The organism is Sorangium sp. So ce590, assembly GCF_051521365.1.
GTDB lineage: Bacteria > Myxococcota_A > Polyangia > Polyangiales > Polyangiaceae > Sorangium.
The window spans coordinates 5917475-5940095 of the sequence record NZ_CP150346.1 but is presented as its reverse complement, the minus strand read 5'-3'; the positions used below and the strand labels follow the sequence as shown (position 1 = coordinate 5940095).

Annotated in this window: 17 protein-coding genes; 7 read left to right on the top strand and 10 right to left on the bottom strand. The window is 72.0% G+C overall.

Annotated elements, in window-relative coordinates; genetic code table 11:
- Entirely contained in the window at nucleotides 1-2532 is a 2532-nt protein-coding gene (gene pbpC, locus WMF28_RS22065) for a penicillin-binding protein 1C (RefSeq protein ID WP_437595217.1), read from the top strand.
- Nucleotides 2533-2580: 48 nt separating this feature from the next.
- Here the strand turns inward: pbpC and WMF28_RS22060 are convergent, their stop codons facing one another.
- On the bottom strand, nucleotides 2581-3852 hold the full coding sequence (locus tag WMF28_RS22060) for a DUF1501 domain-containing protein (protein ID WP_437595216.1): 1272 nt from the start codon (nucleotides 3850-3852) through the stop codon (nucleotides 2581-2583).
- A gap of 8 nt (nucleotides 3853-3860) precedes the next feature.
- The gene (locus WMF28_RS22055) at nucleotides 3861-6206 is read right to left on the bottom strand and encodes a DUF1588 domain-containing protein (RefSeq protein WP_437595215.1); all 2346 of its coding nucleotides are present in this window, start codon (nucleotides 6204-6206) and stop codon (nucleotides 3861-3863) included.
- A 390-nt stretch (nucleotides 6207-6596) separates the two neighbouring features.
- Here WMF28_RS22055 and WMF28_RS22050 point away from each other — a divergent pair, with 390 nt between their 5' ends.
- Nucleotides 6597-7898 carry a sigma 54-interacting transcriptional regulator gene (locus tag WMF28_RS22050; protein ID WP_437595214.1) on the top strand — a complete coding sequence of 434 codons (1302 nt, stop codon included), beginning with the start codon at nucleotides 6597-6599 and terminating at the stop codon, nucleotides 7896-7898.
- A 173-nt stretch (nucleotides 7899-8071) separates the two neighbouring features.
- Here the strand turns inward: WMF28_RS22050 and WMF28_RS22045 are convergent, their stop codons facing one another.
- The 3 genes from WMF28_RS22045 to WMF28_RS22035 are packed head-to-tail and all read right to left on the bottom strand — an operon-like array spanning nucleotide 8072 to nucleotide 11101.
- Entirely contained in the window at nucleotides 8072-8755 is a 684-nt protein-coding gene (locus WMF28_RS22045) for a hypothetical protein (protein WP_437595213.1), read from the bottom strand.
- A gap of 59 nt (nucleotides 8756-8814) precedes the next feature.
- The gene (locus tag WMF28_RS22040) at nucleotides 8815-9975 is read right to left on the bottom strand and encodes a GNAT family N-acetyltransferase (RefSeq protein WP_437595212.1); all 1161 of its coding nucleotides are present in this window, start codon (nucleotides 9973-9975) and stop codon (nucleotides 8815-8817) included.
- On the bottom strand, nucleotides 9965-11101 hold the full coding sequence (locus tag WMF28_RS22035; protein WP_437595211.1) for a quinone-dependent dihydroorotate dehydrogenase: 1137 nt from the start codon (nucleotides 11099-11101) through the stop codon (nucleotides 9965-9967). Before WMF28_RS22035 ends, WMF28_RS22040 begins: the two co-directional genes overlap by 11 nt.
- A 283-nt stretch (nucleotides 11102-11384) precedes the next feature.
- On the opposite strand from WMF28_RS22035, the gene WMF28_RS22030 reads away from it, so the two are divergent.
- A complete protein-coding gene (locus tag WMF28_RS22030) occupies nucleotides 11385-12680 on the top strand; it encodes a M18 family aminopeptidase (RefSeq protein ID WP_437604295.1) in 1296 nt (431 codons plus the stop codon).
- A 9-nt stretch (nucleotides 12681-12689) separates the two neighbouring features.
- Here WMF28_RS22030 and WMF28_RS22025 read toward each other — a convergent pair whose 3' ends face one another.
- Complete coding sequence (locus WMF28_RS22025; protein WP_437595210.1) at nucleotides 12690-13736, bottom strand: agmatinase family protein; 1047 nt, start codon at nucleotides 13734-13736, stop codon at nucleotides 12690-12692.
- A gap of 376 nt (nucleotides 13737-14112) precedes the next feature.
- Between WMF28_RS22025 and WMF28_RS22020 the strand changes: the two genes are divergently transcribed.
- Nucleotides 14113-15057: a fatty acid desaturase family protein gene (locus WMF28_RS22020; protein WP_437595209.1), complete on the top strand. Its 945-nt coding sequence runs from the start codon at nucleotides 14113-14115 to the stop codon at nucleotides 15055-15057.
- 194 nt (nucleotides 15058-15251) lie between these two features.
- Here the strand turns inward: WMF28_RS22020 and WMF28_RS22015 are convergent, their stop codons facing one another.
- Together WMF28_RS22015 and serC are read right to left on the bottom strand one after the other, a co-directional pair.
- Complete coding sequence (locus WMF28_RS22015; protein WP_020737259.1) at nucleotides 15252-15572, bottom strand: KGG domain-containing protein; 321 nt, start codon at nucleotides 15570-15572, stop codon at nucleotides 15252-15254.
- Between the two features lie 509 nt (nucleotides 15573-16081).
- Entirely contained in the window at nucleotides 16082-17167 is a 1086-nt protein-coding gene (serC, locus tag WMF28_RS22010; protein ID WP_437595208.1) for a 3-phosphoserine/phosphohydroxythreonine transaminase, read from the bottom strand.
- Between the two features lie 194 nt (nucleotides 17168-17361).
- On the opposite strand from serC, the gene WMF28_RS22005 reads away from it, so the two are divergent.
- Together WMF28_RS22005 and WMF28_RS22000 are read left to right on the top strand one after the other, a co-directional pair.
- Nucleotides 17362-18324, top strand: coding sequence for a ferritin-like domain-containing protein (locus WMF28_RS22005; protein ID WP_437595207.1), 963 nt, complete (start codon nucleotides 17362-17364; stop codon nucleotides 18322-18324).
- 16 nt (nucleotides 18325-18340) lie between these two features.
- Nucleotides 18341-19522: a 1-aminocyclopropane-1-carboxylate deaminase/D-cysteine desulfhydrase gene (locus WMF28_RS22000; protein ID WP_437595206.1), complete on the top strand. Its 1182-nt coding sequence runs from the start codon at nucleotides 18341-18343 to the stop codon at nucleotides 19520-19522.
- Between the two features lie 28 nt (nucleotides 19523-19550).
- Here the strand turns inward: WMF28_RS22000 and WMF28_RS21995 are convergent, their stop codons facing one another.
- Nucleotides 19551-20165: a hypothetical protein gene (locus WMF28_RS21995; protein WP_437595205.1), complete on the bottom strand. Its 615-nt coding sequence runs from the start codon at nucleotides 20163-20165 to the stop codon at nucleotides 19551-19553.
- Between the two features lie 152 nt (nucleotides 20166-20317).
- Here WMF28_RS21995 and WMF28_RS21990 point away from each other — a divergent pair, with 152 nt between their 5' ends.
- Complete coding sequence (locus WMF28_RS21990) at nucleotides 20318-21529, top strand: hypothetical protein (RefSeq protein WP_437595204.1); 1212 nt, start codon at nucleotides 20318-20320, stop codon at nucleotides 21527-21529.
- 9 nt (nucleotides 21530-21538) lie between these two features.
- On the opposite strand, the gene WMF28_RS21985 is transcribed toward WMF28_RS21990, so the two are convergent.
- Nucleotides 21539-22573: a rhomboid family intramembrane serine protease gene (locus WMF28_RS21985; RefSeq protein WP_437595203.1), complete on the bottom strand. Its 1035-nt coding sequence runs from the start codon at nucleotides 22571-22573 to the stop codon at nucleotides 21539-21541.
- Nucleotides 22574-22621 lie beyond the last annotated feature (48 nt).

Genomic DNA, 22621 nt, shown 5'->3' with positions numbered 1-22621 from the left:
GTGCGCGCGCTCTCCCCGCCCGGTCCCGGCCGCGCAGGGCGCTGGCTCGCGCGCGTCCACCCGCGCCTGCCGCTCGTCCTGCGCCGCGCCGCGTGGCTCGCGCTCGCGCTCGCCGTCGCCCCGTGGCTGCTGCTCGCCGTCGCCGCGGCCCTCACGCCGCTCCCGCCGGAGCTCGGGGCCCTCGAGGAGCGCGCCGTCTCCACGGTGCTGCGCGATCGCCACGGCACCGTGCTCCGCGAGCTCCGCGCCGGCGACGGCGCGCGCGCGCGCTGGCTGCCGCTCGCCGAGGCCGGCGATCGCATCCAGCGCGCGCTCCTGGCCGCGGAGGACCGGCGGTTCGCGCGCCACCCCGGCGTCGACCCGATCGCGATCGCGCGGGCGCTCGGCCAGCTCGCGGCGGAGCGGCGCGTCGTCTCGGGCGCGTCCACGATCACGCAGCAGCTCGCGCGCGCGCTCGTCCCGCGCCCCCGCACCGTGCGCGGCAAGCTCGGCGAGATGGCGCTCGCGCTCCGCGTCGAGGCGTCGCTCTCGAAGCGCGAGATCCTGGAGCAGTACCTGAACCGGGTCGCCTTCGGCCCGGGCCTGCGCGGCGTCGAGGCGGCCAGCCGCTTCTACTTCGACAAGCCCACCGCGGACCTGTCGCTCGCGGAGGCCGCCGCGCTCGCCAGCATGCCGCGCGGCCCCTCGCTGTACGATCCGCGCCGCGGCGCGGGGCCGCTCGAGCGCCGCCGGAACCGCGTCCTCGATCGCATGCTCGCGGCCGGCCTCGCCGGCGAGGCCGAGGTCGCGCGCGCCCGCGCCGAGCCCATCGCGCTCGCCCCGAGGGGCAGCGGCCTCGGCGCGCCGCACCTCGTCCGCGCCGTGCTCGGCGGCGCGCTGGGCCCGGCCGCCGTCCCCCCCGGGGGCGGCGCGGCGCCGCTGCGCGGCCGGGCGAGCTCGATCACCCTGACGATCGACCGCGGCCTCCAGCGCGAGATCGAGGTCCTCGCGCAGCAGACCGTCCGAGGCCTCTCGGACCGCGACGTCGGCGCCGCGGCGGTGGTGGTGCTCGAGAACGCGACCGGCGAGATCCTCGCGTACGTCGGCTCGCACGACATCGAGGACGCCGCCGGGCTCGGCCACAACGACGGCGTGCTCGCGCTGCGCCAGCCCGGCTCCGCCCTGAAGCCGTTCGTCTACGGGCTCGCCATGGAGCAGCTCGGGTTCACGGCCGCGACCGTCCTGCCCGACGTCGAGCTCTCGTTCCCGACCGCGGAGGGCGGCAGCTACGTGCCGCGGAACTACGATGGGCGGTTCCACGGCCCTGTCCGCCTCCGGGACGCGCTCGCCAGCTCGTACAACGTCCCGGCGGTCTGGACGGCGGCCGCGCTCGGCCCCGAGCGCGTCCTCGCGCGGCTCCGCGAGCTCGGCCTGGGCTCGCTCGATCGCGAGCCGTCGCGCTACGGCGTCGCGATCGCGCTCGGCGACGGCGAGGTCCGGCTCCTCGATCTCGCGAACGCCTACGCCACGCTCGCGCGCGGCGGCCTCTACTTGCCGGTGCGCGCGGTGCGCGAGCTCTCTCTCTCGTCGCCCGCGGGCGGCGCCGGCGCGGCTCCCGTCGAGCCGCCGGCGGCGCCTGCCGGGCGCGGCGCGCGCGTCCTCGACGCCGCGCGCGCCCGGGTGATCGTCGACATCCTCGCCGACGACAAGGCGCGCATCGGCTCGTTCGGCGAGGGCAGCGCGCTCGACCTGCCGTTCCCTGTGGCCGCGAAGACGGGCACCTCCAAGGGGTTCCGCGACAACCTCGCGGTCGGCTTCACGCCCGACGTCACGGTCGCCGTCTGGGTCGGCAACTTCGACGGCTCCTCCATGGGCGGCGTCAGCGGCATCACCGGCGCGGGCCCGCTCTTCCGCGACGCCATGCTCGCCGCCGCGCGCGTCCGGCCGCCGCGCCCCTTCGATCCGCCCGATCCCGAGCTGCTCGCCGAGGTCGAGGTCTGCGGCCTCTCCGGCATGCGGCCCGCCGCCGCGTGCCCGCACCGCCGCCGGGAGCTCCTCCCGCGCGGCGACGCCGCGGCGCTCGCGCCGTGCGACATGCACGAGGTCGTGCGCATCGATCGCCGCAACGGCCTGCGCGCCGGCGCCTGCCCGGACGCGGCGGTCGAGGAGCGCGTCTTCGAGCGCCACGACGCGGCGCTCACCGCCTGGGCGCGCGCCGCCGGCCGCCCCGTCGCGCCCGAGGAGGCGTCGCCCCTCTGCGGCCCGCTCCCCGGGGGCGGCGTCCCTCCGGCCGGCGCGCGTATCCGCGTCGCGTACCCGCCCGACGGCGCCCGGTTCGTCCTCGACCCCTCGGTCAACTCGCTGCAGGCCATCCGGCTCCGCGCCGACGTCCCGCCGGGCGTGCGCCGCGCGCGCTTCGTGCTCGACGGCCGCCCGATCGAGGTCGGTCCCCCGTTCGCGCTCGACTGGCCGCTCGTCGCCGGCGCACACCGGCTCCGCGTCGAGGCGGACGGCGCGTCCGCCGGCGAGGAGATCGCGTTCTCGGTGGAGTGAGCGGCGGGCGAGGGGAGGCGCCGCGCCGCGCCGCGCCCGCCGCGCGCGTCATCCGAAGAGCGGCAGGTCCTCTTCCTCGGAGAGCGGGAATCGCTGCACGAGCGGGTCGTCCGCGATGCTCGCGAGCTTGCGCAGCGCCTTGTGGACGTGCCCCGGCGTGATCCGGACGCCGCCCTCTCTGGGCTCGAGCGTCACCGGATCGACCTCCAGCGGGTTGTGCCGATCGTCGGTCGCGCCGATCACCCGGTTTCCCGGGATGCCTGCGCCGACGAGCATCATGCTCGTGATGTTCCAGTGGTCCTTGCCGTTGCCCTCGTTGTAGCCCGGCGTCCGCCCGAAGTCCGAGCCCACCACGATGACGATCCGGTCGGCGATGCCCTGCTCCTCCGCGGCGGTCAGGAGGAAGTCGATGCCGTCGCAGATCTGGCCGAGCCGCGGGATGTGGTTGTCGTCGTGGTTCCCGTGGGTGTCGAACCCGCCGATCGTCAGGTTCGCGCTGACGCAGATGCCGGCGCGGTAGGCCGCGAGCGCCACCTGCGCCTGCCGCCGCAGCGACTCCCGCTCGAACTCCTCGGGCAGGAACTGGATGAGCTGCTTGAGCTCGTTCTGCCCGACGCGCGACGTGAAGAGCGTGCTCATCGCCTGCTTCACGTGGGGCAGGCGCTGCTGCTCGAGCTTCACCCCGTGCCGCGCCTGCCGCGCCTCGAGGATCCGCTTCATCGTGGCGTCGGTGTGGTAGTTCTCGCGTTTCTCGTTCGACGGATCGATCACGTTCGGGTAGGCGAGCCGCTGCAGGAGGCCGGTGTCGGGCACGCGGGTGACGGCCACGAGGTTCGCCGTCGTGTCGTAGCCGCCGTTGCTGATGAACCCCATCGGCAGCTCGCCGCCGTGGACGCCGGCCACGAGCGCCGCGAAGCCGGGTTTGCCCTCGCGGAGCGTCCCGGACCACGTGTTGCGCACGCCCGCGTCATGGCTGTTCGTCGCGGTGTCGATGCCGTTGAGGACGAGCAGCCGGCTGTAGTGCTTCTCGAAGAACTCGGCGTTGCCGCCGACCGGCGCGAACTTGAGGTTGCCGGCCGTCCCGATGTCCGCGTTCAGGTAGCTGCGGTTCATCGCCTCCCGCCGCCCCTGCTCCTCGACGCTCATCGCGCCCTTCGGATCGCAGAGGCTCGTCGGGTCCCAGCCGCCGCTCGCGTGGAGGTGGACCCAGAGGGGGCCCGTGTAGGGGCCGGCCGCCGCGGCGTCCCTGGACAGGGAGCCCGCTGCGACGACGCCAAGGCCCGCCATAGATGCCAGTTTGAGGAAATCTCGACGTTCCATGGCTGCTCCTACTGGTAAAGAAACCTGAAATCCGACAGGAGATACGTCATCACGCTCATCCACGCGCGGATCGTGTACTTGTCGTCCCGCTGGAGCCTCTCCTCCTCGGGCAGCCCGTCGCGGGTCCAGTAGTCGTTGTTCACGTGGCAGGCGCCCGGCAGCCTCGTCGAGAGGCGGCCCTCCTCGCCCTCCGGCTTCATCATGCCCGCCTTGCCCTCTTCCCACGTCTCGAGGAAGACCTTGTAGGTCCGCTCGAGCTCCGGGTCGCCGAGCTCGAGCGACTCGCCGAGCACCCGCTTGTGCAGGTACTGGATGTTCTGCTTGATCGCCTCGACGGCCGGCAGCACGTCGAAATCGTTCGTGTCCCGCGGCTCGAACGTCGCCTCGACGAAGGGGAAGAGGAGCCGCTCCTCCTGCGGGAGCTTGAAATCGCGCGGCACCGAGATGCACGACATCTCGTTCGCCATCCGGTCGGCGACGTTGGCCATGATCCCGTTCGGCTCGGTGATCCGCTGGATCACCTCCTCCGAGTCGATGCCGCCGTACAGCAAGCGGTAGGCGTCGCGCCGGAGCAGGAAGTCGTAGCGGCTGCCGTCGTCCTCGAACGCCCTCGGGCGCCACGGATACCCCGTCACCGCCCAGATCTTCCGGTGCAGCTGCTCGGGCCCGAGGAACCGCGTGCCGCCGAGCTGCGAGGGCGCGTTGCCCTGCGACGACGCCTGCGCGACGTTGCGCGCGCGGAAATAAGGACTCTTGATGATGGCCTTGACGACCGTCTTCAGGTTGTAATCGCCGTCGGCGAAGTCGCGCGCCATCCCGTTGAAGGCGTGGTACTGGGCGAGGTACGCCCGGAACTTGGCGCTGAACTCCGGATCGTCGTTCATCGGCGCGACGAGCGGCTTTTGCCCGGTGAGGCCGGTGTACATCGTGTAGACGGCCGCGAGCGAGAAGCGGGGGTCGTCGGCGATGCGCTTCGCCACCCACGAGAGCGCGCTCGGGAACTCGCTGAACGGCACCGACTCGGCGCCGAAGCCCGGCGGCCGCATGTCCTCGTACCAGGTGTCGTCCGCCCGGTACCGCCCCGACGAATCGAAGGTGTGGAACCCGCCCGACAGCGGGTCGAGGGCGGCGTGGCAGACGGTGCACGCCGCGTTGTTCATCGTCGGGTTGAAGTCGGTGATCTTCGTCTGATCGAGCGGCTGCTCGGCCGTCTTCAGGATGTCGGTGCCGAGGAAGTACTGATAGACCATCCTCGCCCGGTGGCGGTTCCTGTTGGTGCTCGTCGTCGGGTGCCTGGAGAGGAAGACCGGCGAGGTGAGCACGCCCGCGAGCGGGATCGGATCGCGCTTCGCCGGGACGAACTCCTCCGGATCGGCGTCGTTGTCGAACTCGGCCGTCACGCCGTACGCCCTGGCGGAGAACGGGTTCACGACCGTGTAGTCGGCGGTGAGGACCTCCTTGAAGGACCTGTCGTTCCGCACGACGTAGGCGATGAGCTCGAGCGGCTCCCGCCCGACGCCCCGGTTCGTCCAGGACTTCATCTTGTTGATGACGTCCTCCAGGTCGCGCGCGCCGTATTTCGCGACAAGCGCGGGATCCTGCGGGAGGCTGTTGTACCACTTCGGGTCGTACGCGTCGCTCCTCAGCAGATCGACGGCCGCCTCGCCGTTCAGGTAGCGATCGGTGAGGAAGAGATCGTTGTAGATCTCCTTCAGCCGCACGTAGAACCCCTCCTCCGTGAGCAGCTGGTCGAGGATCGGATCGAGCGCGTCCATGCCGCTCTGCGCGACGGCCTGCTCCTCGGCCTCGGTGGGCAGGCGGCCGGCGAGCTCGAGGCTCGCCGCGCGGAGCGTCTCCTGCGGCCCGCTCATCACCACGCCGCCGAAGGACGCGTTGACGTCCGTCTCGCAGGACGACGGGCTCTTCGTGCGGTCGACCATCTCCCGGAGCGCCTCGTACTCGGGGCTGTCCGCGCCGATGACGTGGCCGCCGCCGTGCTCGATCGTCTTCGTCGGCTTGAGGAGCACGTACGACTCGCCGCTCAGCTCGAGCCCCGCGAGCGATTTGAACGTCGCGAGGTTCTTGTCGAGGAAGCCCGCCTCGCTGCTCCCGGCGAGGATCAGCTTCGATTCCGCCGCCTGCCCCTGCGGGTTATGGCAGCCGATGCACTTCGTCGAGAGGATGGGGACCCACACCTTCTCGGCGAAGAACTGCTCGTCGGAGATGCACGGGCCGTCGGCCTCGCTGCTGCAACCGCTCGACGCGGACGCGAGCGCGGTCGCGCCCGCGGAGAGCCCGAGGAGCCCCAGGGCCGTCGCGGCGCGCTTCCGGAGTAACCATCCTGTTCTCGGCATAAGCATCCTCGCCGGGAGCGCCTGCGCGCGCCCCCGCGTTGAAGGGACCGGGAGTGCGGAGCCCCGAACCGCGTTGATCGACGCACCGTCGAACAACCCAATGTGGGCTGTCGTTCAACGACGCCCGATGAAGCGAGCTGGAGAAGCGCCCGCGTCATCTCCTGCGTAGCCTCCTAGTCTAACCTCTCGAGGGCCTCTCCCGCTATGCGCCAGGCACATCGCAGGATCTGAATTTTCCCCGATACCTCTCGTGATTGTGAAGTTTTGCGACGCGACGCTGTGGCTCCTCCGGAAGGCGCGTACCCGGTGCGCCCAGGTGGGCGCAGTCATGCGGTGGCGGGGGCGTACGTGAATGTGGTCAAGCCCGGAGAAATCGAATAACCGTTGGATATGAGCTCCACCAGGGATGCGACCCGCGCTCGCGCGGTTCAGTGGTTCGTTCGCGGCGGCACGCTGCGGGTGGCCGGCCGGGATCCTGTCAAGATCGGCATCGCGCCGGTCGTGGTGGGGCGCGATCCGAGCTGCGGTGTGGTCGTCGACGATCCGGAGGTCAGCTCGACACATTGCGAGCTGCGCGCCGAGGGGCCCGGCGTGCTCGTCCGCGATCTCGGCAGCAAGAATGGGACGTTCGTGTCGACGGTGCGCATCCGCGACGCGATCTTGACGGCCGCGTGCGTGATCCAGGTCGGCAGCTCGGTGCTGGGCTTCGAGCCGCTCGACAAGGAGCGCGTCGACGTCGGCTTCGACGAGAGCTTCGGCCCGCTGATCGGCGCCTCGCCGCGGATGCGCCACCTGTTCCGTCTGCTGCGCGAGGTGGCCGCGACGGAGCTGTCGCTGCTCATCACCGGGGAGACCGGCACGGGCAAGGAGCTCGCGGCGCAGGCGATCCACGACGGCTCGGGCCGGCGCGCCGGCCCGTTCATCGTCGTGGACTGCGCCTCGCTGCCCGGCGCGCTGGCCGAGAGCTTCCTGTTCGGGCACGAGCGGGACGCCTTCCCGGGGGCGACAGAGCGCAAGGGCGGCGCGTTCCACGAGGCGAACGGCGGGACGATCTTCCTCGACGAACTGGGCGAGCTGCCGCCCGAGCTCCAGCCGAAGCTGCTCCGCGTGCTGTCCGAGCGGAAGCTGAAGCGCGTCGGGTCGCGGGTCTACGAGCCCGTCGACGTGCGGATCATCGCGGCGACCCGCAGCGATCTCGGCCGCAGCATGAACACCGGGCGCTTCCGGAGCGATCTCTTCTTCCGGATCGCCCAGATGCGCGTCGAGCTGCCGCCGCTCCGCGAGCGGCGCGAGGACATTCCGCTGCTCGTCGAGAGCGTCTGCGCGCGCCTCGGGTGCTCGGAGCGCGCCGTGGAGATGGTCAATCTCATCACGACGACGCTCGGCCAGCACGATTTCCCGGGCAACGTCCGCGAGCTCATGAACGTCACGAGCGTGGCCGCGAGCCTGCCGCCCGGGGCCGAGGCGATCGCGGCGATCCTCCCGCTCGAGGGCGGCAGCGACGTCGTCGCGCCGACGTCGGCCTTCGGCGAGGCGAAGCGGAGCGCCGTCGCGGCGTTCGAGCAGCGCTACTTCAGCGAGCTGATCCGCGCGACGAGCGGCAACGTCAGCGAGATGGCGCGACGCGCCGGCATGGAGCGCCACCACGTGCGGATGTTCCTGCGGAAGCACGGGCTGACCGCGAAGCAGTGAGGCGGCGCACGCCTCCCGCGCTGCGGCCTCTCGCCTTCAGGCGTCAAGGATTGATCTCGTGAAACGCTGAGAGAGAATTTTAACCACAGAGGCACAGAGGACACAGAGTTAAGAATTCTTTGATTCTCTCCTCTGTGCCCTCTGCGCCTCTGTGGTTCGTCTTTCTTGGCCTTCTAGGCGCCGCCCGCGCCGGCGGCGCCGCCGCTGCCGCCGGTGCCGGCCGGGTCGCCGCCCACGCCGCTGCCGCCGGTGCCGGCCGGGTCGCCGCCCACGCCGCTGCCGCCGGTGCCGCCCTCGCCGCCGCCGCCCGTCGTGGCCGCGGTGGTCGTGGCCGGGTTGCCGCCGCAGCGCTCCGCGGAGCGGCAATCGGTGCAGGAGCAGCCCTCGAAGTACTGCGCGCACGAGCCGTTGTCCGTGCAATGGTCGGTGCACCGGGGCGTGTCCGTGCAATCGGGGCAGGTGCAATCCTCGTTGAGGTTGCACCCCTCGGCGTCGTTGCACCCGCGCGACGGGCTGCATTCGGCGACGCTGTTGGCGCAGTCCTGGCAGGTGCAATCCTCGCCGTCGGGGGCGTCGGGCCGCAGATCGCAGGCGCCGTCGTCGTTGCAGAAGCCGAGGCAGCTCGCCGTGTCCGCGCAATCGGGGCAGCCGCAGCTCTCGGGGACCTGGGCGAGGATCGTGCACCGCCCGTCCGGGCTGCCGCCGAAGCAGCCGAAGCCGAGCGAGCCGCCGGCGCCGGCGACCGTCGCCACCGTTGTCGTCGAGGTCGCGTCGGTCGCCGGATTGCTCGAGCAGCCGCCGCTCACGGCGAACCCGACGACGATGGAGGAGGTGAGGAGGGCAAGAAAGGCGCGCATGCCCGACAGCATCTCTCCCGCGAGCGCGTCACGTCAACACCGCGCGTCGTCAGGAGCGCTCAACGGAATGCCACGTTCCTGTCCGCCGTCTTCGCGCGGACGGCGGCGCGCTCGCGGACAAGGAAGTCGCGCACCGCAGCGTCGAGGCGCGGATGCGCGAGGTGGTGGGCGCTGTGGGTGATGCTCGGAGCGAACCCGCGTACGAGTTTGTGCGACCCGCCGGCGCCCGGCTCGAAGCGGCGCAGTCCCCGGGCGATGCAGTCCTCGACCGGATGATAATAGCAGACGTTGAAATGCAGGAAGGGGCGCTCCTCCGAAGCGCCCCAGTAACGGCCGTAGAGCGTCGTCGGCCCGGCGAGGTTGAGCGCGCCCGCGATGGGGCGTCGGCCGTCCCGCGCGAGGACGATCTCGACGCCTCCCCGGCCCCCGGCGCGCTCCCCGGAGGAGCGGAGCCGGGCCGCGATCTCCTCGAAGAAGGCACGGTTCAGGTACTGCCGGCCCCAGGCGAACTTCTCCACCGTGGAGGCGTAGTAGTCGAACATCACGTCCACGATCTCGGGCGTGATCTCCGCGCCGCGCAGCGTCTCGATCGACAGGCCCTGCCTCGAGACCTCGCGCATCTCGCGCCGGATCTGGTGCCGCCTCTTCGCGTTGAAGCGCGCGAGGAAGTCGTCGAGCGTCCCATACCCCTCGTTCTCGAACTGGAACTGGATGCCCGAGCGGTGCGCCATCGCCGCGCCGGAGAGGGCGACGGCCTCGTCCTCGGTCGGGAACAGGACGTGGGCGCCCGAGATGCGGCTCCGCGCGACGAGCTGGCGGAGCGTCTCGGCGAACACCTGGAGGAGCGCCGGCCGGTCCTCCGGGCGGCGCACGAGCAGGCGCGGCGACGTGGCGGGCGTGAACGGCACCGCCACGACGAGCTTCGGGTAGTACGGCGCGCCGAGCTGGTGGGACGCCGACGCCCAGCCTTGATCGAAGACGAACTCCCCCTCGCTGTTGTCCTTGAGGTACGCGGGCGCGGCGGCGAGCAGGACGCCCTCGGCCCGGAGCGTGATGTGGTGGGGCAGCCAGCCCGCCTCCTCGCCCACGCACCCCGTCCGCTCCAGCGCGTCGAACCACGCCCAGGAGAGGAACGGCGCCTCGCCCGCGCCGTCGAGCGCGTCCCACTCGCTCTCCGGGATCTCGCGGATGGCGCCGTGGACGTGCGCTTCAAGCTCCATGGTCGATCATCGCAGCGTGGGCCGCGCCGCGCGACCGGCCGGTGAGCTCCTGGATCGACCGCGCGCCGGAGCGCGCCACGAGGTCCGACAGCCCGCGCGCGATCGCGGCGGGGAGGAGGGGGCCGCCGTAGATGAAGCCGGTGTAGAGCTGCACGAGGTCGGCGCCCGCCTTGAGCTGGTCCATCGCGTGCTCCGCCGACTCGATGCCGCCGGCGCCGATCACCGTGACGCCGCTCCCGAGGCGCGCGCGGATCCGCCGCACCATCGCGAGCGAGCGCTGCCGGAGCGGCGGGCCGCTCAGCCCGCCCGCGCCCATGGCCTCGACGGCCGCCGCGCCCGTCGCGAGCCCGTCGCGCCGCACGGTCGTGTTCGTCGCGATGACGCCGGCGAGGCCGACCTCCTCCACGACGGCGAGCAGCGCCTCGAGCTCCTCGTCGCCGAGGTCCGGGGCGACCTTGATGAGCAGCGGCAGCGGCGTCCCGGCGCCGCGGTTCTCCCGCGCGATCGCCGAGAGGAGCGCCCGCGCGATCGCCGGCCCCTGCATGGCCCGGAGGTCCTTTGTGTTCGGCGACGACACGTTGATCACGACGAAGTCGGCCGCGCGCCGCACCTCCCGGAAGCTCGCGAGGTAGTCCTCGATCGCGGGCTCGATCGGATCGAGCGGCGCGACGCGGGACTTGCCGATCGAGATGCCCACCGGCACGCCGACGGCCGGCGCGCCGCCGCGGCCCTGGAGCCGCTCGGTGACGCGCGCGGCGCCCTGGTTCGGGAACCCGAGCCGGTTGATGAGCGCCCGGTCGGCCGGCAGCCGGAAGAGGTTCGGCGGCGGGTTCTCGGCCTGGGGCTGCGCCGTGACGGTCCCGAGCTCGACGAAGCCGAAGCCCAGGGCGGCGAGCGCGCGGGCCCGGCGGGCGTCCTTGTCGAAGCCGCCCGCCAGGCCGAGCGGGGAGGGGAAGTCGAGCCCCAGGGCGCGCACCGCGATGCGCCCGTCGCGGGGCGCGAGGCGGGCGCGCACGAGGGCGCGGAGCGGCGCCGCGTGCTCGAGCGGGGCGAGCGCGAGCATGCCGAGCTCGTGCGCCAGGCGGGGCGGCAGCGCGAAGAGGAGCGGTCGGACGAGGCGGTACATCGGGGCGCGTCTCCGTTGCGTGCGCGGCGCCGGAGGGGCCGGCGCGCGGCGCAGCGGTGGGCGATACCACGACGCACCGGGCGCGTGTGCCGCCATCTCGGAGAGGCGCGCGAGGCGCGCGAGGGGGCGCGGGCGCGATCCGGGCGAGCGCGCGCCGGGCGAGGCGCGCGTCGGCTCTGCTAGACTCGGCGCCCCCATGACGGCCCCCGAGATCCTCGATCGCCCAGGCGATCCCAAGCCATCGACCGACCTTGGCGAGCGCTTCGCGAAGAGCGCGGACGAGATGTCGGCGCTGCGCGAGCGCGGCGTCGCCGCCGCGCGCGACCTCTGCGCCTTCATCGATCGCGCGCCGACGCCGTACCACGCCGTCCGGGAGGTCGCCTCGCGGCTCGCGGCGGCCGGCTTCTCGGAGCTCGGGGAGCGCGACGCGTGGGCGATCGCGCCGGGCGATCGCCGCTTCGTCATCCGGGGCGGGTCGACGATCGTCGCGTTCGTCGCCGGGGTCGAGCACCCGGCGCTGGGCGGCTTCCGCGTCCTCGGCGCGCACACCGACTCGCCGAACCTCCGGGTGAAGCCGAGCGCCGAGCTCTCGCGGAGCGGCTACCAGCAGCTCGGGGTCGAGGTCTACGGCGGCGTGCTGTACTCGACCTGGCTCGATCGCGACCTCAGCGTGGCCGGCCGCGTCCACCTCCGCAGGGACGGCCGGATCGAGCGCCACCTCGTCGACCTCGGCCGCCCCGTCGCGCGCATCCCGAACCTCGCGATCCACCTGAGCCGCGGGGTCAACTCGGAGGGGCTCGTGCTCAACGCGCAGAAGCACCTCGTCCCCGTGATCGGCCTCGGCCGGGAGGCCGATCTGCACGCCCAGCTCGCGCGCGCGGTCGACGCGCCGCGCGACGCCGTCCTCGGCTTCGATCTCTGCCTGTACGACACGCTCAAGGCGTCGCTCGGCGGGCTCGCCGACGAGTTCATTTTTGCATCCCGGCTGGACAACCTCGCGAGCTGTCACGCCGCGACCACCGCGCTGATCGGCGCGGGCGCTCCCGGCGCGGCGACGCGGGTCGTCGCGCTCTACGACCACGAGGAGTGCGGCAGCCGGAGCGCGGTGGGGGCGGCGGGCAGCGTGCTGCGCGACGTGCTCGCGCGGATCGTCGACGCGTACCCGGCGCGCGAGCCGCAGGCGTTCGCCCGGGCGATGGCGGGCTCGCTGCTCCTCTCGGCGGACATGGCCCACGCGGTGCACCCGAACTACGCCGACCAGCACGAGCCGCGCCACGCCCCGCAGATCAACCGCGGGCTCGTCATCAAGTCGAACGCGAACCAGTCCTACGCCACCGACGGCGCGACGGCCGCCGCGCTCGAGGCGCTCTGCCACGACGCGGGCTACGCGCCGCAGCGCTTCGTCGTGCGCAGCGACCTCCCGTGCGGCAGCACGATCGGCCCGATCACCGCGGCCGCGCTCGGGATCGCCACGGCCGACGTCGGCGCGCCGATGCTGAGCATGCACTCCTGCCGCGAGATGGCCGGCACGCTCGACGTCCACCTCTCCATCGAGACCTACCGCCGCGCCCTCGCCTGAGCGCCGCGCCTAGCGGTTGTCTTGGGATAGCAGCGTGAAGCCGATCAGCTTGTAGAGCAGGCGCGCGCCGACGTTGCCGTCCCAGTCGTCGTGGTCGTCCTTGGGCGCGACCTCGTTCAGGTCGAAGCCCACGATGCGCCGCCCGCTCTTGTGGATGCGCCCGATCAACGCGACGGCCTGCTGGAACGACAGGCCTCCGGGCACGGGCGTGCCTGTGCTCGGGCACAGCGTCGGATCGAGCCCGTCGATGTCGAAGGTCACGTAGACGTCGTCCGGGAGATCCTCCACGATCGCGTCGGCGATCAGGTGGAACGGCTCCCCCTCGAAGAGCCGATCGGCGATCGCGGCGTCGACGTGGGCGACCACGCGTCCGTTCGACGCGCGGATGAACCTGAGCTCGTCCTCGCTCATGTCGCGCAGCCCGACCTGGACGATCCGCGAGATCTTCGGGTGGCGGGTCGCGACGTTGTGCATGATCGAAGCGTGGGAGTCGGTGAATCCCTCGTACGCGTCGCGCAGGTCGGCGTGCGCGTCGACGTGGAGGATCCCCATTCCGGGGTAACGCTCGGCGTGCGCCGCGATCGTGCCGTAGGGCGCGGAGTGGTCGCCGCCGACGACGCCGACGAGCTTGCCCCGCTCCATCCACCGCATGGCGAGCTCGGTGACGCGCTCGTTCAGCCGGCGCGACAGCGCGTTGACCGCCGCGAGGCGCGCCTCGAGGTCCCGGTCGCCGGCGACCGCCCCCTGGGCCGTGATCACCGGCTCGGCCGCCGCGCACGCCTCGGCGTTCCAGCGCACGATGTCGGGGTCGACGTCGAGCATCGAGATGCCCTGCTCGTACGGCCTGCCCGTGTGCAGGTCGAAGAGGTCGACCTGCCGGCTGGCCCGCAGGATCGCCGAAGGCCCCTTGGCGGCGCCGCGGCGGTAGGACACCGTCGGCTCCCAGGGCACCGGGATGAGGACCACTCGAGCGTCCTCGGCCGTGTGTGGCAGCCCGTAGATCCCGTTGCCAACCGCAGGACCGTTCGGATCGAAACCGAGAGGGGATGAGCTCACGCGGCCACGTTGGCGGTTCGCGACAAGGTCGTCAAGCGCGAGCCTCGCCCGCCAGACGCGCGGCGGAGCGCGGCGGAGCGCGGCGGAGCGCTCCGCAGAGCACCGCGGAGCGACCTCCACACCCGGGATCGCCGGCGCGAGGTGCGTAGAGGTGATCGCACCGAGCGCGGGACATCGTCGTGAAACACCGGTGTCGTGCGCGACGACGCGAAGCGCCCGTCGGGATGCAACTTGGGGCTTCCAGCACCGACGAAATGGGGTACGAAGGGTGCCCAGACGATGGATGACGGGCCTCCGCGCCCGTTCGGAGCGGCCAGCGCCGCGGCGCGCTGCCGGTCGGTCCGGCGCGCGGCCCATCGCACCCTGAAGAACAGCCATGCTCCGGTACCGCGCCGATATCAAGACGCTCCTCTTCGTCGCGACGTATTTCGCCCTCGTGGCGGTGCAATGGGTCTACGCGCCGCGCGCGCTCGGGCTCGCGATTCCGCTCTTCGCGATGACCTGCGCGTTCTCGTTCCTCGGCGCCGTCGCGACCCACAACTCGGTCCATTGCCCCGTCTTCCGGCGGCGCTGGATGAACCGCGCGTTCCAGGTCGCGCTCACGCTCACCTACGGGCACCCGGTCAGCGCCTACGTCCCCGGGCATAACCTCAGCCACCACAAGTACACGCAGTCCCGGCGCGACGTGATGCGGACGACGAAGGTGCGCTATCGGTGGAACCTGCTGAACGGGCTCCTCTTCATGAGCCGCGTGGTCCGGGACATCCTGCCCGCCGACATGCGCTACTTCAAGGCGATGTACCGGCGCAACCCGCCGTGGTTCCGGCAGATGCTCCTCGAGTCGGCGGTGTTCCTCGGCACGATGGGCGCCCTCCTCGCGCTCGACTGGAAGAAGTTCCTCCTCTACGTGCTGATCCCGCACCAGTACGCCGCGTGGGGGATCGTCACCATGAACTACCTCCAGCACGACGGCTGCGACGAGGACAGCGAGCACGACCACTCGCGCAACTTCGTCGGCCGGCTGGTCAACTGGTGGACGTACAACAACGGCTTCCACTCCATCCATCACATGGAGCCCGGCCTCCACTGGAGCCTCTTGCCGGCCGAGCACGCGAGGCGCGTGGCGCCGTTCATCCACCCGAACCTCGACCAGCCCTCGCTCCCCGCCTACCTGCTCCGCACCTTCGTCTGGCCCGGAAAGCGCCTGCGCTACGACGGCGCCCCGGTCGTGCTCCCGCAGGAAGAGCCTGACGAGGAGTGGATCCCCGGCCCGAAGGAGACGCCGAGCGACGTCTCGCTGGGCGCGATCGCGCCGAGCTGACGCCCGGTCTGCTGTCCTTCACGCGAAGGACACCCCTGCGGCGTGGGTGAGGGCCGCGGCGACCGCGGCCCTCGCCATCCCTGGATACGTTTGAAGACGCAGCTTGCGGCCACGACCGGGAGCCCCGGGTCGTGGACGGCGCAAGCATGCAGGGCTGGCCCGGCGCCTCGGCACCGGGCTCTCGCCTCCCCTGGTCAGCGCGGCTGATTCTCCCGCGGCTGGTCTCCCCGCGACTCGCCGCCCCGGCGACCGATCTCGGCCATGTGCTGGCGATCGCCGCTCACGGCCTCGCCCCCCTTGCGTCCGATCTCGGCCATATGGGCCCGGTCCTGGCTCACGCGCTCGCCGCCCCGACGCCCGATCTCGGCCATGTGCTTGCGGTTCTGGCTGACGACCTCGCCGCCCTTCTTGCCGGCGGCGCGGGCCTCGTCGCGGGTGAACTCGTGGGCCGTGCCTTTCTCGTGGGCTGCCTTCCCGCCCTTGCTGGCGATCTTGCGCTGACGCTCCTCATCCATGGCGGCGAACCCACGCTGCTGCCGCTCAATTGCCCTCTGCGTCGCTGACGAAGGCGGGGGCTCGCTCGGCGAGGCCCCTTTCTCCTCCTGGTCCTCCTCACTCCTGGAAATCATCCCACGATCATCCATGCTCGCCATCATCCTCTCCTTACGGTTGGCTCGCTCGATTCAGGTCTCCGAACGGGGCCTGCGAGCCGGTCGAGGGCGGCGCTTTCCGTCCCCGGCCGGTCCGGGCGAGGCCGGCGATGTCCGCCCCCTCCCGGTATCGGTCGGGGATCCAGCGTTCGCCATCCCCTCCCGGTGCCGATCGGGAAGCGGCGTTCACCGCCTCCCTCCCAGCTGCGGAAAGGCCGACAGGCCCTTTCCGCGGGGGCCTGTTGTACCGGGCGGAACAACGTCAAGCGGGCTGAAGGTTGGGACGCGACGAATTGAGGGGAAGCTCACCAGAGACGCTTTTGAAAACCGAGGTGAGCCTGGAAATACCGAGAATGTCGTGCTCCCGCTGCGCGTCATGCCCTCTTGGCGAAGTCCCGCATGAACGCCGTGAGGCGCTCCACCGACTCCACAGAGACTGCGTTGTAGATCGAAACCCGGATACCCCCGGTCGACCTGTGTCCGGCGAGGCCCACCATACCCTCCTTTGCCGCTTCGGCGACGAAGCGTTTTTCCATCTCCTCGCTGGCCAGCCGGAACACCACGTTCATGAACGAACGGCTCTCCTTCTCGACCGGAGCCCGGAAAATCTCCGGATGTGCGTCGAGGGTTTCGTACAACAGCTCACCCTTCTTGCGATTCCGCCGCTCGACCTCTTCGAGCCCACCGATCTCAAGCGTATACGCGAGCACGTTGCGCATGAGGTAGATTGCGAATGTCGGAGGTGTGTTGTAGAGCGAGTTGTTGGCTGCGTAAGTGGCATAACGGAAAATGACAGGAATGTCTTTTCGCCCGCTGTCAACAAGGTCCTTCCGGGCGATCACGACCGTGATCCCGCTCGGCCCGATGTTCTTCTGGGCGCCGGCGTAGATCAGGGCAAACCTGGAGATATCCATCTTCCGCCACAGGATGTCGGACGACATGTCGGCGACGAGCGGCACGTCGCCCGTCTCCGGCAGCCAGTGCCACTGCGTCCCGAACAGCGTGTTGTTCGTCGTCATGTGGACGTAGGCAGCGTTCGGATCGAGCGAGAGCTCGCTCTGGTGGGGGATGCGGGTGTAGCGCTTGTCGACGGCGGTGCTCGCGGCGACGCGGACGGTCCCGACGCGCTTCGCCTCGTCCAGGGCCTTCTCGGACCAGCCGCCGGTCAGGAGGTAGTCGGCGCTCCTGCCGGGCGGCAGGAGGTTCATCGGCACGACTGCGAACTGCATCGCCGCGCCGCCCTGCATGAACAGCACGTGGTAGTCGTCCGAGAGGCCGAGCAGCTGCCGGAGCAGCGAGATCGCCTCTTTGTGCACCGCATCGAACGCCTTGCCGCGGTGGCTGTGCTCCATGATCGACATGCCCGTCCCCTCGAAGTCGAGGAGCTCGCGCTGAGCGCGCTCGAGGGCGGGAAGGGGGAGCCCGGCAGGGCCGGCGTTGAAGTTGTGGACGCGCGCCATGGTGCTTCTCCTGAGGTTCAAGTCGGCGGTTCCTGATGCCGCCGCCGCGGCCGTATACCACGGGGGACGCCGGCTCCGCCCGGGCGAGCCGAGCAAGGGCCCGGGCGCGGCGGCCCAGGACCACGCCGAGCGCTGCGTCTCGGGCCTGCCCGGGGCCGCGATCTGGGCTAAATTCACCGCTCCGGAGGCGAACGATGCTGGTGACCCGCGAAGAGATGGCGTTCGATTTCCAGGGCGCCAAGCTCGATCCCGTCAAGGACAAGGACGTGATCGTCTGGGCCGTCCAGCAGTTCCTCTACGGAGAGATCACCGGCGTCCAGATCGGCCACTGGCTCTACAACGCCCCGGATCTGGAGTCCGCGCGCTTCCTCGCGCGCCAGGCCGTCGAGGAGTTCCAGCACGTCGGCAACTTCCTCCGCATCCTCGAGATCCTCGGCGCGCCGCCGGAGAAGGCCGCCTGGAGCGTGCGCTTCCTCGCGACCGGCCTCATGGGCGGCGACTGGTCCGAGCACGTCGCCCTCGAGATGGCGCTCGGCGAGGGCCTCGTCCTCCAGGCGTTCTACGCGATGATCGACACCGTGGACGAGCCGGAGATCGTCGCGATCCTGAAGCGCGGCGTGCGGCAGGAGGAGCGCCACGTCGACTTCGGCGAGCAGCAGACGAGGAAGGCGATCGCGGGCAGGCCCGCGCTCCGGCGGCGGCTGCTCGGCCTCGCGCTCGTGTCGCTCTGGGGCGTGTCGCGGCTCGACGCGTTCATGAAGAAGCGCCTGCCGAAGGACCACCCGGCGCTGAAGCGCCTGCCCGATCTGGTCCGTCACTCGGTGCGGATCGCGGAGCTCCGGCTGACGCGCATCGGCCTGACCGACGCGCCGCTCTCGTCGATGTCGGCCGCCCGCAAGCTCGCGCTCGTGGCGGAGGCGTACGCGGGCAAGCTCGCGTTCGGCCTCGCGTCGTGGGTGCTCTGGGTGCTCCTCTCGCCGCTCCGGCTGCTCGGCCTCGCGGGGCCGAAGCGGCTGACGGACACGTACCTGAGCGATCCGCTGGTCGTGGGCGGCGGCCGGCTCGGCGCCGCGGCGGCGGACGACCCGAGCGACGCCGGCGAGCAGGCGGGTCCGGGCGACTCCCCGGCGGGGCACGGCGCGGCGGCGCGCGCCTGAGCGCGAGGGAGCGCGGGTGGCGCGGGGGGTTGACGACGAGGAGGGGCGAGCCGCCGGGGCGCCCGGCGGAGCCGTCGGGGCGCCGCCCGGCGCAGCGGCGACCGCCGGCGCGGCGCGGGGCTCCCTCCCCGCTTCCCGGGAGCTGCCGCTCTTCGCCGAGCTGCCCGAGCTCTCGGGGCGGATCCCCTGGCGTCCCCTCGCGCACGCGCCGACGCCGGTCGTCCCCTGCGCTGCGATCGAGGGCTACCTCGGCCGCGGCGGCGTCTGGGTCAAGCGCGACGACGTGATCTCGCCGCTCTACGGCGGCAACAAGGTGCGGCGCTTCGAGTTCTTGCTCGCCGACGCGGAGCGGCGCGGGGCGCGGACGCTCGTCACGGTCGGCGGGCTCGCGTCGACGCAGGTCATGGCCACGGCCCTCTTCGGTCGGGCGCTCGGCTTCGCCGTCGTCGCGGTCCTGTTCGACCAGCCGATCAGCCGGTTCGGTCGCAGCGCGCTCCTCGCCGACGCGGCCAGCGGCGCGGAGCTCGTCCACGGCGGCGGGTACGCGACCACCGCGCTCCGGGCCATCCGGGCGCTGCGCCGGGCCGAGCGGCCCTACTTCATCCTGCCCGGCGCCTCGGCCGCGCTCCCGTGCCTCGGCTACGTCGACGCCATGCTCGAGCTCGCCGAGCAGGTCCGGCGCGGCGAGGCGCCGCGTCCCGATCGCATCGTCGTCCCCTCGGGGACGGGCGGGACGCTGGCGGGGCTCGCGCTCGGCGCGGCGATGCTCGGCTGGCCGACGACGATCGTGGGCGTGCGCATCACCGAGCGCGTCGCCTCGAACCGCGCCGTCGTCCGGTACGAGGTCCACAACATGAAGCGCCTCCTCGCCCGGCGCGCGCCGCGCTTCACCCGGCGGCGGCTCCCGCCTGTCCGCTTCGCGATCGATCACCGCGCGATCGGCCCCGGCTACGGCGCGCCGACCCCCGCGTCGATCGCCGCGATCCCCGAGGTGGAGCGGCTGATCGGCGTGCCGGGGGAGATCACGTACAGCGCCAAGGCGCTCGCCGCGCTGCGCGAGATCGGCCGGGAGCACCCGGGGGAGACGATCCTCCTCTGGCAGACGCTCTCGAGCGCGCGCCCGCCGCTCGCGGAGGGCGGCGCCGCGGCGCTTCCGCCCGCGTTCGCGAGGTGCTTCGAGGGGGAGGTCGCGTACTGAGGCGCGGCGCGCGGCGGCGCGCGCCGGATCACTTCACGTGCAGGCTGTTCACGAGCTTGTCGAAGTCGGCGCGCGCCGCGGTGACCGTCTTCTCGGGGCCGGTCATCTTGAGGAACCACGGATCGCCGGAGGGCATCTCGGCGATGGCGCCGAGCATGGCGTAGCTCGACTTGGGATCCTGGGCGGGCATGCCGGGCATCCCGGAGCCGGCGAACGTCCCTTTGACCTCGACGACCGTGACCTTGATGTCCTTGACCTTGAGCTCGGTGCGCTTCGGAGAGTCGTCGCTCTTCTGGGAGAACTGGCCGACCCAGCGCGTGATGTTCGCGTCCACGCTGCCGCCGGCCTGGCTGATGCTGAGCTCGGCGTCCTCGGTGTCGCCCGCGGCGCGCTTGATCTTGTAGGTGGCCTTGCGCATCGAGTTGGGGTTCGGCGCGCTCTCGAAGCTCGCGGGGGCGTCCCAGGCGAGCTCGCCCGCGGCCGCCTGCTGGCCGCCGGCGGGCGCCGCCTGGGCGGGGGCCGCGGGCTTGCTTGTCGCCGGCGGCTCGGGCGCCGACGTGGCCGTCGGCTCGGGGGTCTTCGAGCACGCCGCGGCGAGCGCGGCGACGAGCGGCAGGACCATGGCGGAGCGGAGCTTGATCATCGTGGGGTGCCTCGGCGGGGGTTCGCCGCGACTGTAGTCGCCGCGCCCGGAGCCTCAAGCCGGATCGGATCTGCGAGGGCGCTTCCAGCGCTCCGGACGGAGGCGCTGTCGGTCGTGCAGCCGCGCGCGCCGCCGTGATACCACCAAAATTCATGGAGCCCACCTTCCGGCGCGCCTTCAACGCGGCCTTCGGCCCGTCGATCTACGCGGACATCCTGGGCCGCCTCGAGCGGCGGCTCGGCTGCTCGATCCCGTTCCGCGTCGCCGAGACGCCGCTGTTCCTGCCGGGCAGGCTGCGCGAGGACCTCGAGCGCTCCGCGACGGAGATCGTTCAGCAGATCTCGCGCCCGGCGCTCATCGAGCAGATGAAGCGCGCCATCCCGGCGCACCTCGACGTCCCCGGCATGGACGCGCTCCCCAACTGCGCGCAGGTGGACTTCGCGATCGTGCGCGGCGCGGACGGCGAGCTCGAGGGCAAGGTGGTCGAGCTGCAGGCGTTCCCGTCGCTGTACGCGCTCATGCTCGTGCAGACCGAGATCATGGCCGAGGTGCTCGCCGGGATGCCCGGGCTCGACCGCCGCTGGTCGTGCTGCTTCGGGGGCCGGAGCCGCGACGACGTCGTCGCGCAGCTGCGCCGCGCGATCCTCGCGGGCGAGCCCGAGGAGTCGGTGGTGCTGCTCGATCTCGCGCCGGAGCAGCAGAAGACCTACCCGGATTTCGTGGCGACGAAGCTCCTCGTCGGCGTCGACGCCGTCTGCCCGACGGCGCTCGTCCGGGAGAGTAACCGGCTGTTCCGCCGCGTGAACGGGCGGCTCGTCCCCGTCCGCCGGCTGTACAACCGCGTCGTGTTCGACGAGCTCGAGTCGAAGCGCGTCGAGCTCCCGTTCCGGTACGACGAGCCGCTCGACGTCACGTGGTGCTCGCACCCGAACTGGTACTGGACCTGGTCGAAGTACACGCTGCCCTACCTCGACCATCCGGCGGTCCCGCGGGCGCGGACCCTGAGCGCGCTCGAGGGCGTGCCTCCGGATCTCGAGCGCTACGTGCTCAAGCCGCTGTTCTCCTTCGCGGGCTCCGGGGTGAAGGTCGACGTCACGCCCGAGCACATCGCGGCCATCCCGGAGGGGGAGCGCTCGAGGTGGCTGCTCCAGGAGAAGATCGCGTACGAGCCGGCGCTCCTGATGCCTGACGGGACCGGGGTGAAGGCCGAGGTCCGGATGATGTTCCTGCGCGCGCCGGACGAGCCCGAGCTCTCGCTCGTGCTGAACCTGGTGCGGCTATCGCGCGGGAGGATGCTCGGGGTCGATCAGAACCGGGATCTGACCTGGGTGGGCGGCACGGTGGGGATCTGGCCGGTCGACTGAGGTCGCGCGTCAGGCGTGGAGCGCGAGCTGCCACGCGCCGAGGACGAGCCCGGCCGCGGTCGCGCCCAGCGCGACCTGGACGAGGGGGCGGCGCGGCGAGGGCCGGTTGCGCAGCGACAGGCCGGCGACGAGCCCGATCCCGGCGCCGCTGATCAGGCCGAAGGCGTGCGCCCCGAGGTCGGCGCGCGGGCTCGCGCCGAGGGCGCCGAGGAGGGCGAGGCCGCCCACGAGCGGCGCGACGAGCTGGAGGAGGTGGCGCTTCTCGCCGCTGTCCTTGTCGTGCGCGCGGTCGAGCATGAGCTGCGTGGCGGCGAGCAGCCCGATCGCGCCGAACACCGCGGTGGAGGCGCCGATCGAGGCGTGGTGCTGGCCGAGGCTCTGGTGCCAGAGCGCGTTCGCGAGGTTCCCGAGCGTGCCCGAGGCGACGAGGGCGAGCGCGGTGCCGCCCGGCCCGAGGCGGCGCTGCACGGCGGACGCGAAGATCGTCCCGGAGATGACGTTGCCGATCACGTGGGCCGAGTCGGCGTGCAGCGTGAGCGCGGTGATGGCGCGCCACGGCTCGGGTCCCACGACGAGGTCGGCGACGGAGGCGCCGCGCTGGAACAGGCGCCCGCCGCCGCTCGCGGGGCCGGTGACGAGGAAGAAGAAGAGGGCGAGCGCGGCGAACGCGACGCCCGCGACCATGGACGGCGGGTGGCGCGGGCGCTCGCGCGGGCGGCGCGGGGGCCAGTCGCGGTTCTCCGCTTCGTACCGATCGATCGAGCTTGCGGCGAAGGCATAGTCCTCGTCGCGCACGAGGAGCACCCAGCCTGCCTGGGTGTAACGCACCGCGTGCCAAAGCTCGCTCGACTGGAGGACGAGGGCCCACTCGCGGACCTTGCGTTCCGGCGTGACGGGCCCGATGGCCGTGAGCCCGAGCCCGTGGTTTTCCCCCTCTCCGCCGGGGGCATCGCTGCTCTCGACCATCGCCGCCCTCTCGCCGTGCGCCGGTGGCAGGATCGCGATCGGGACGAACCGCTCGCCTGCAGCATCTCGAGCACCCATACGGTCTTGTTCGCCCACGGCGGGTTCCTCCACGGCTGGTTGACCCCA

Coding starts and splice junctions, on each gene's coding strand:
- WMF28_RS22060 (WP_437595216.1), bottom strand. CDS start 3,852: ATGGAACGTCGAGATTTCCTCAAACTGGCATCTATGGCGGGCCTTGGC.
- WMF28_RS22055 (WP_437595215.1), bottom strand. CDS start 6,206: ATGCCGAGAACAGGATGGTTACTCCGGAAGCGCGCCGCGACGGCCCTG.
- WMF28_RS22050 (WP_437595214.1), top strand. CDS start 6,597: ATGAGCTCCACCAGGGATGCGACCCGCGCTCGCGCGGTTCAGTGGTTC.
- WMF28_RS22045 (WP_437595213.1), bottom strand. CDS start 8,755: ATGCGCGCCTTTCTTGCCCTCCTCACCTCCTCCATCGTCGTCGGGTTC.
- WMF28_RS22040 (WP_437595212.1), bottom strand. CDS start 9,975: ATGGAGCTTGAAGCGCACGTCCACGGCGCCATCCGCGAGATCCCGGAG.
- WMF28_RS22035 (WP_437595211.1), bottom strand. CDS start 11,101: ATGTACCGCCTCGTCCGACCGCTCCTCTTCGCGCTGCCGCCCCGCCTG.
- WMF28_RS22030 (WP_437604295.1), top strand. CDS start 11,385: ATGTCGGCGCTGCGCGAGCGCGGCGTCGCCGCCGCGCGCGACCTCTGC.
- WMF28_RS22020 (WP_437595209.1), top strand. CDS start 14,113: ATGCTCCGGTACCGCGCCGATATCAAGACGCTCCTCTTCGTCGCGACG.
- WMF28_RS22015 (WP_020737259.1), bottom strand. CDS start 15,572: ATGGATGAGGAGCGTCAGCGCAAGATCGCCAGCAAGGGCGGGAAGGCA.
- serC (WP_437595208.1), bottom strand. CDS start 17,167: ATGGCGCGCGTCCACAACTTCAACGCCGGCCCTGCCGGGCTCCCCCTT.
- WMF28_RS22005 (WP_437595207.1), top strand. CDS start 17,362: ATGCTGGTGACCCGCGAAGAGATGGCGTTCGATTTCCAGGGCGCCAAG.
- WMF28_RS21995 (WP_437595205.1), bottom strand. CDS start 20,165: ATGATCAAGCTCCGCTCCGCCATGGTCCTGCCGCTCGTCGCCGCGCTC.
- WMF28_RS21990 (WP_437595204.1), top strand. CDS start 20,318: ATGGAGCCCACCTTCCGGCGCGCCTTCAACGCGGCCTTCGGCCCGTCG.
- WMF28_RS21985 (WP_437595203.1), bottom strand. CDS start 22,573: ATGGGTGCTCGAGATGCTGCAGGCGAGCGGTTCGTCCCGATCGCGATC.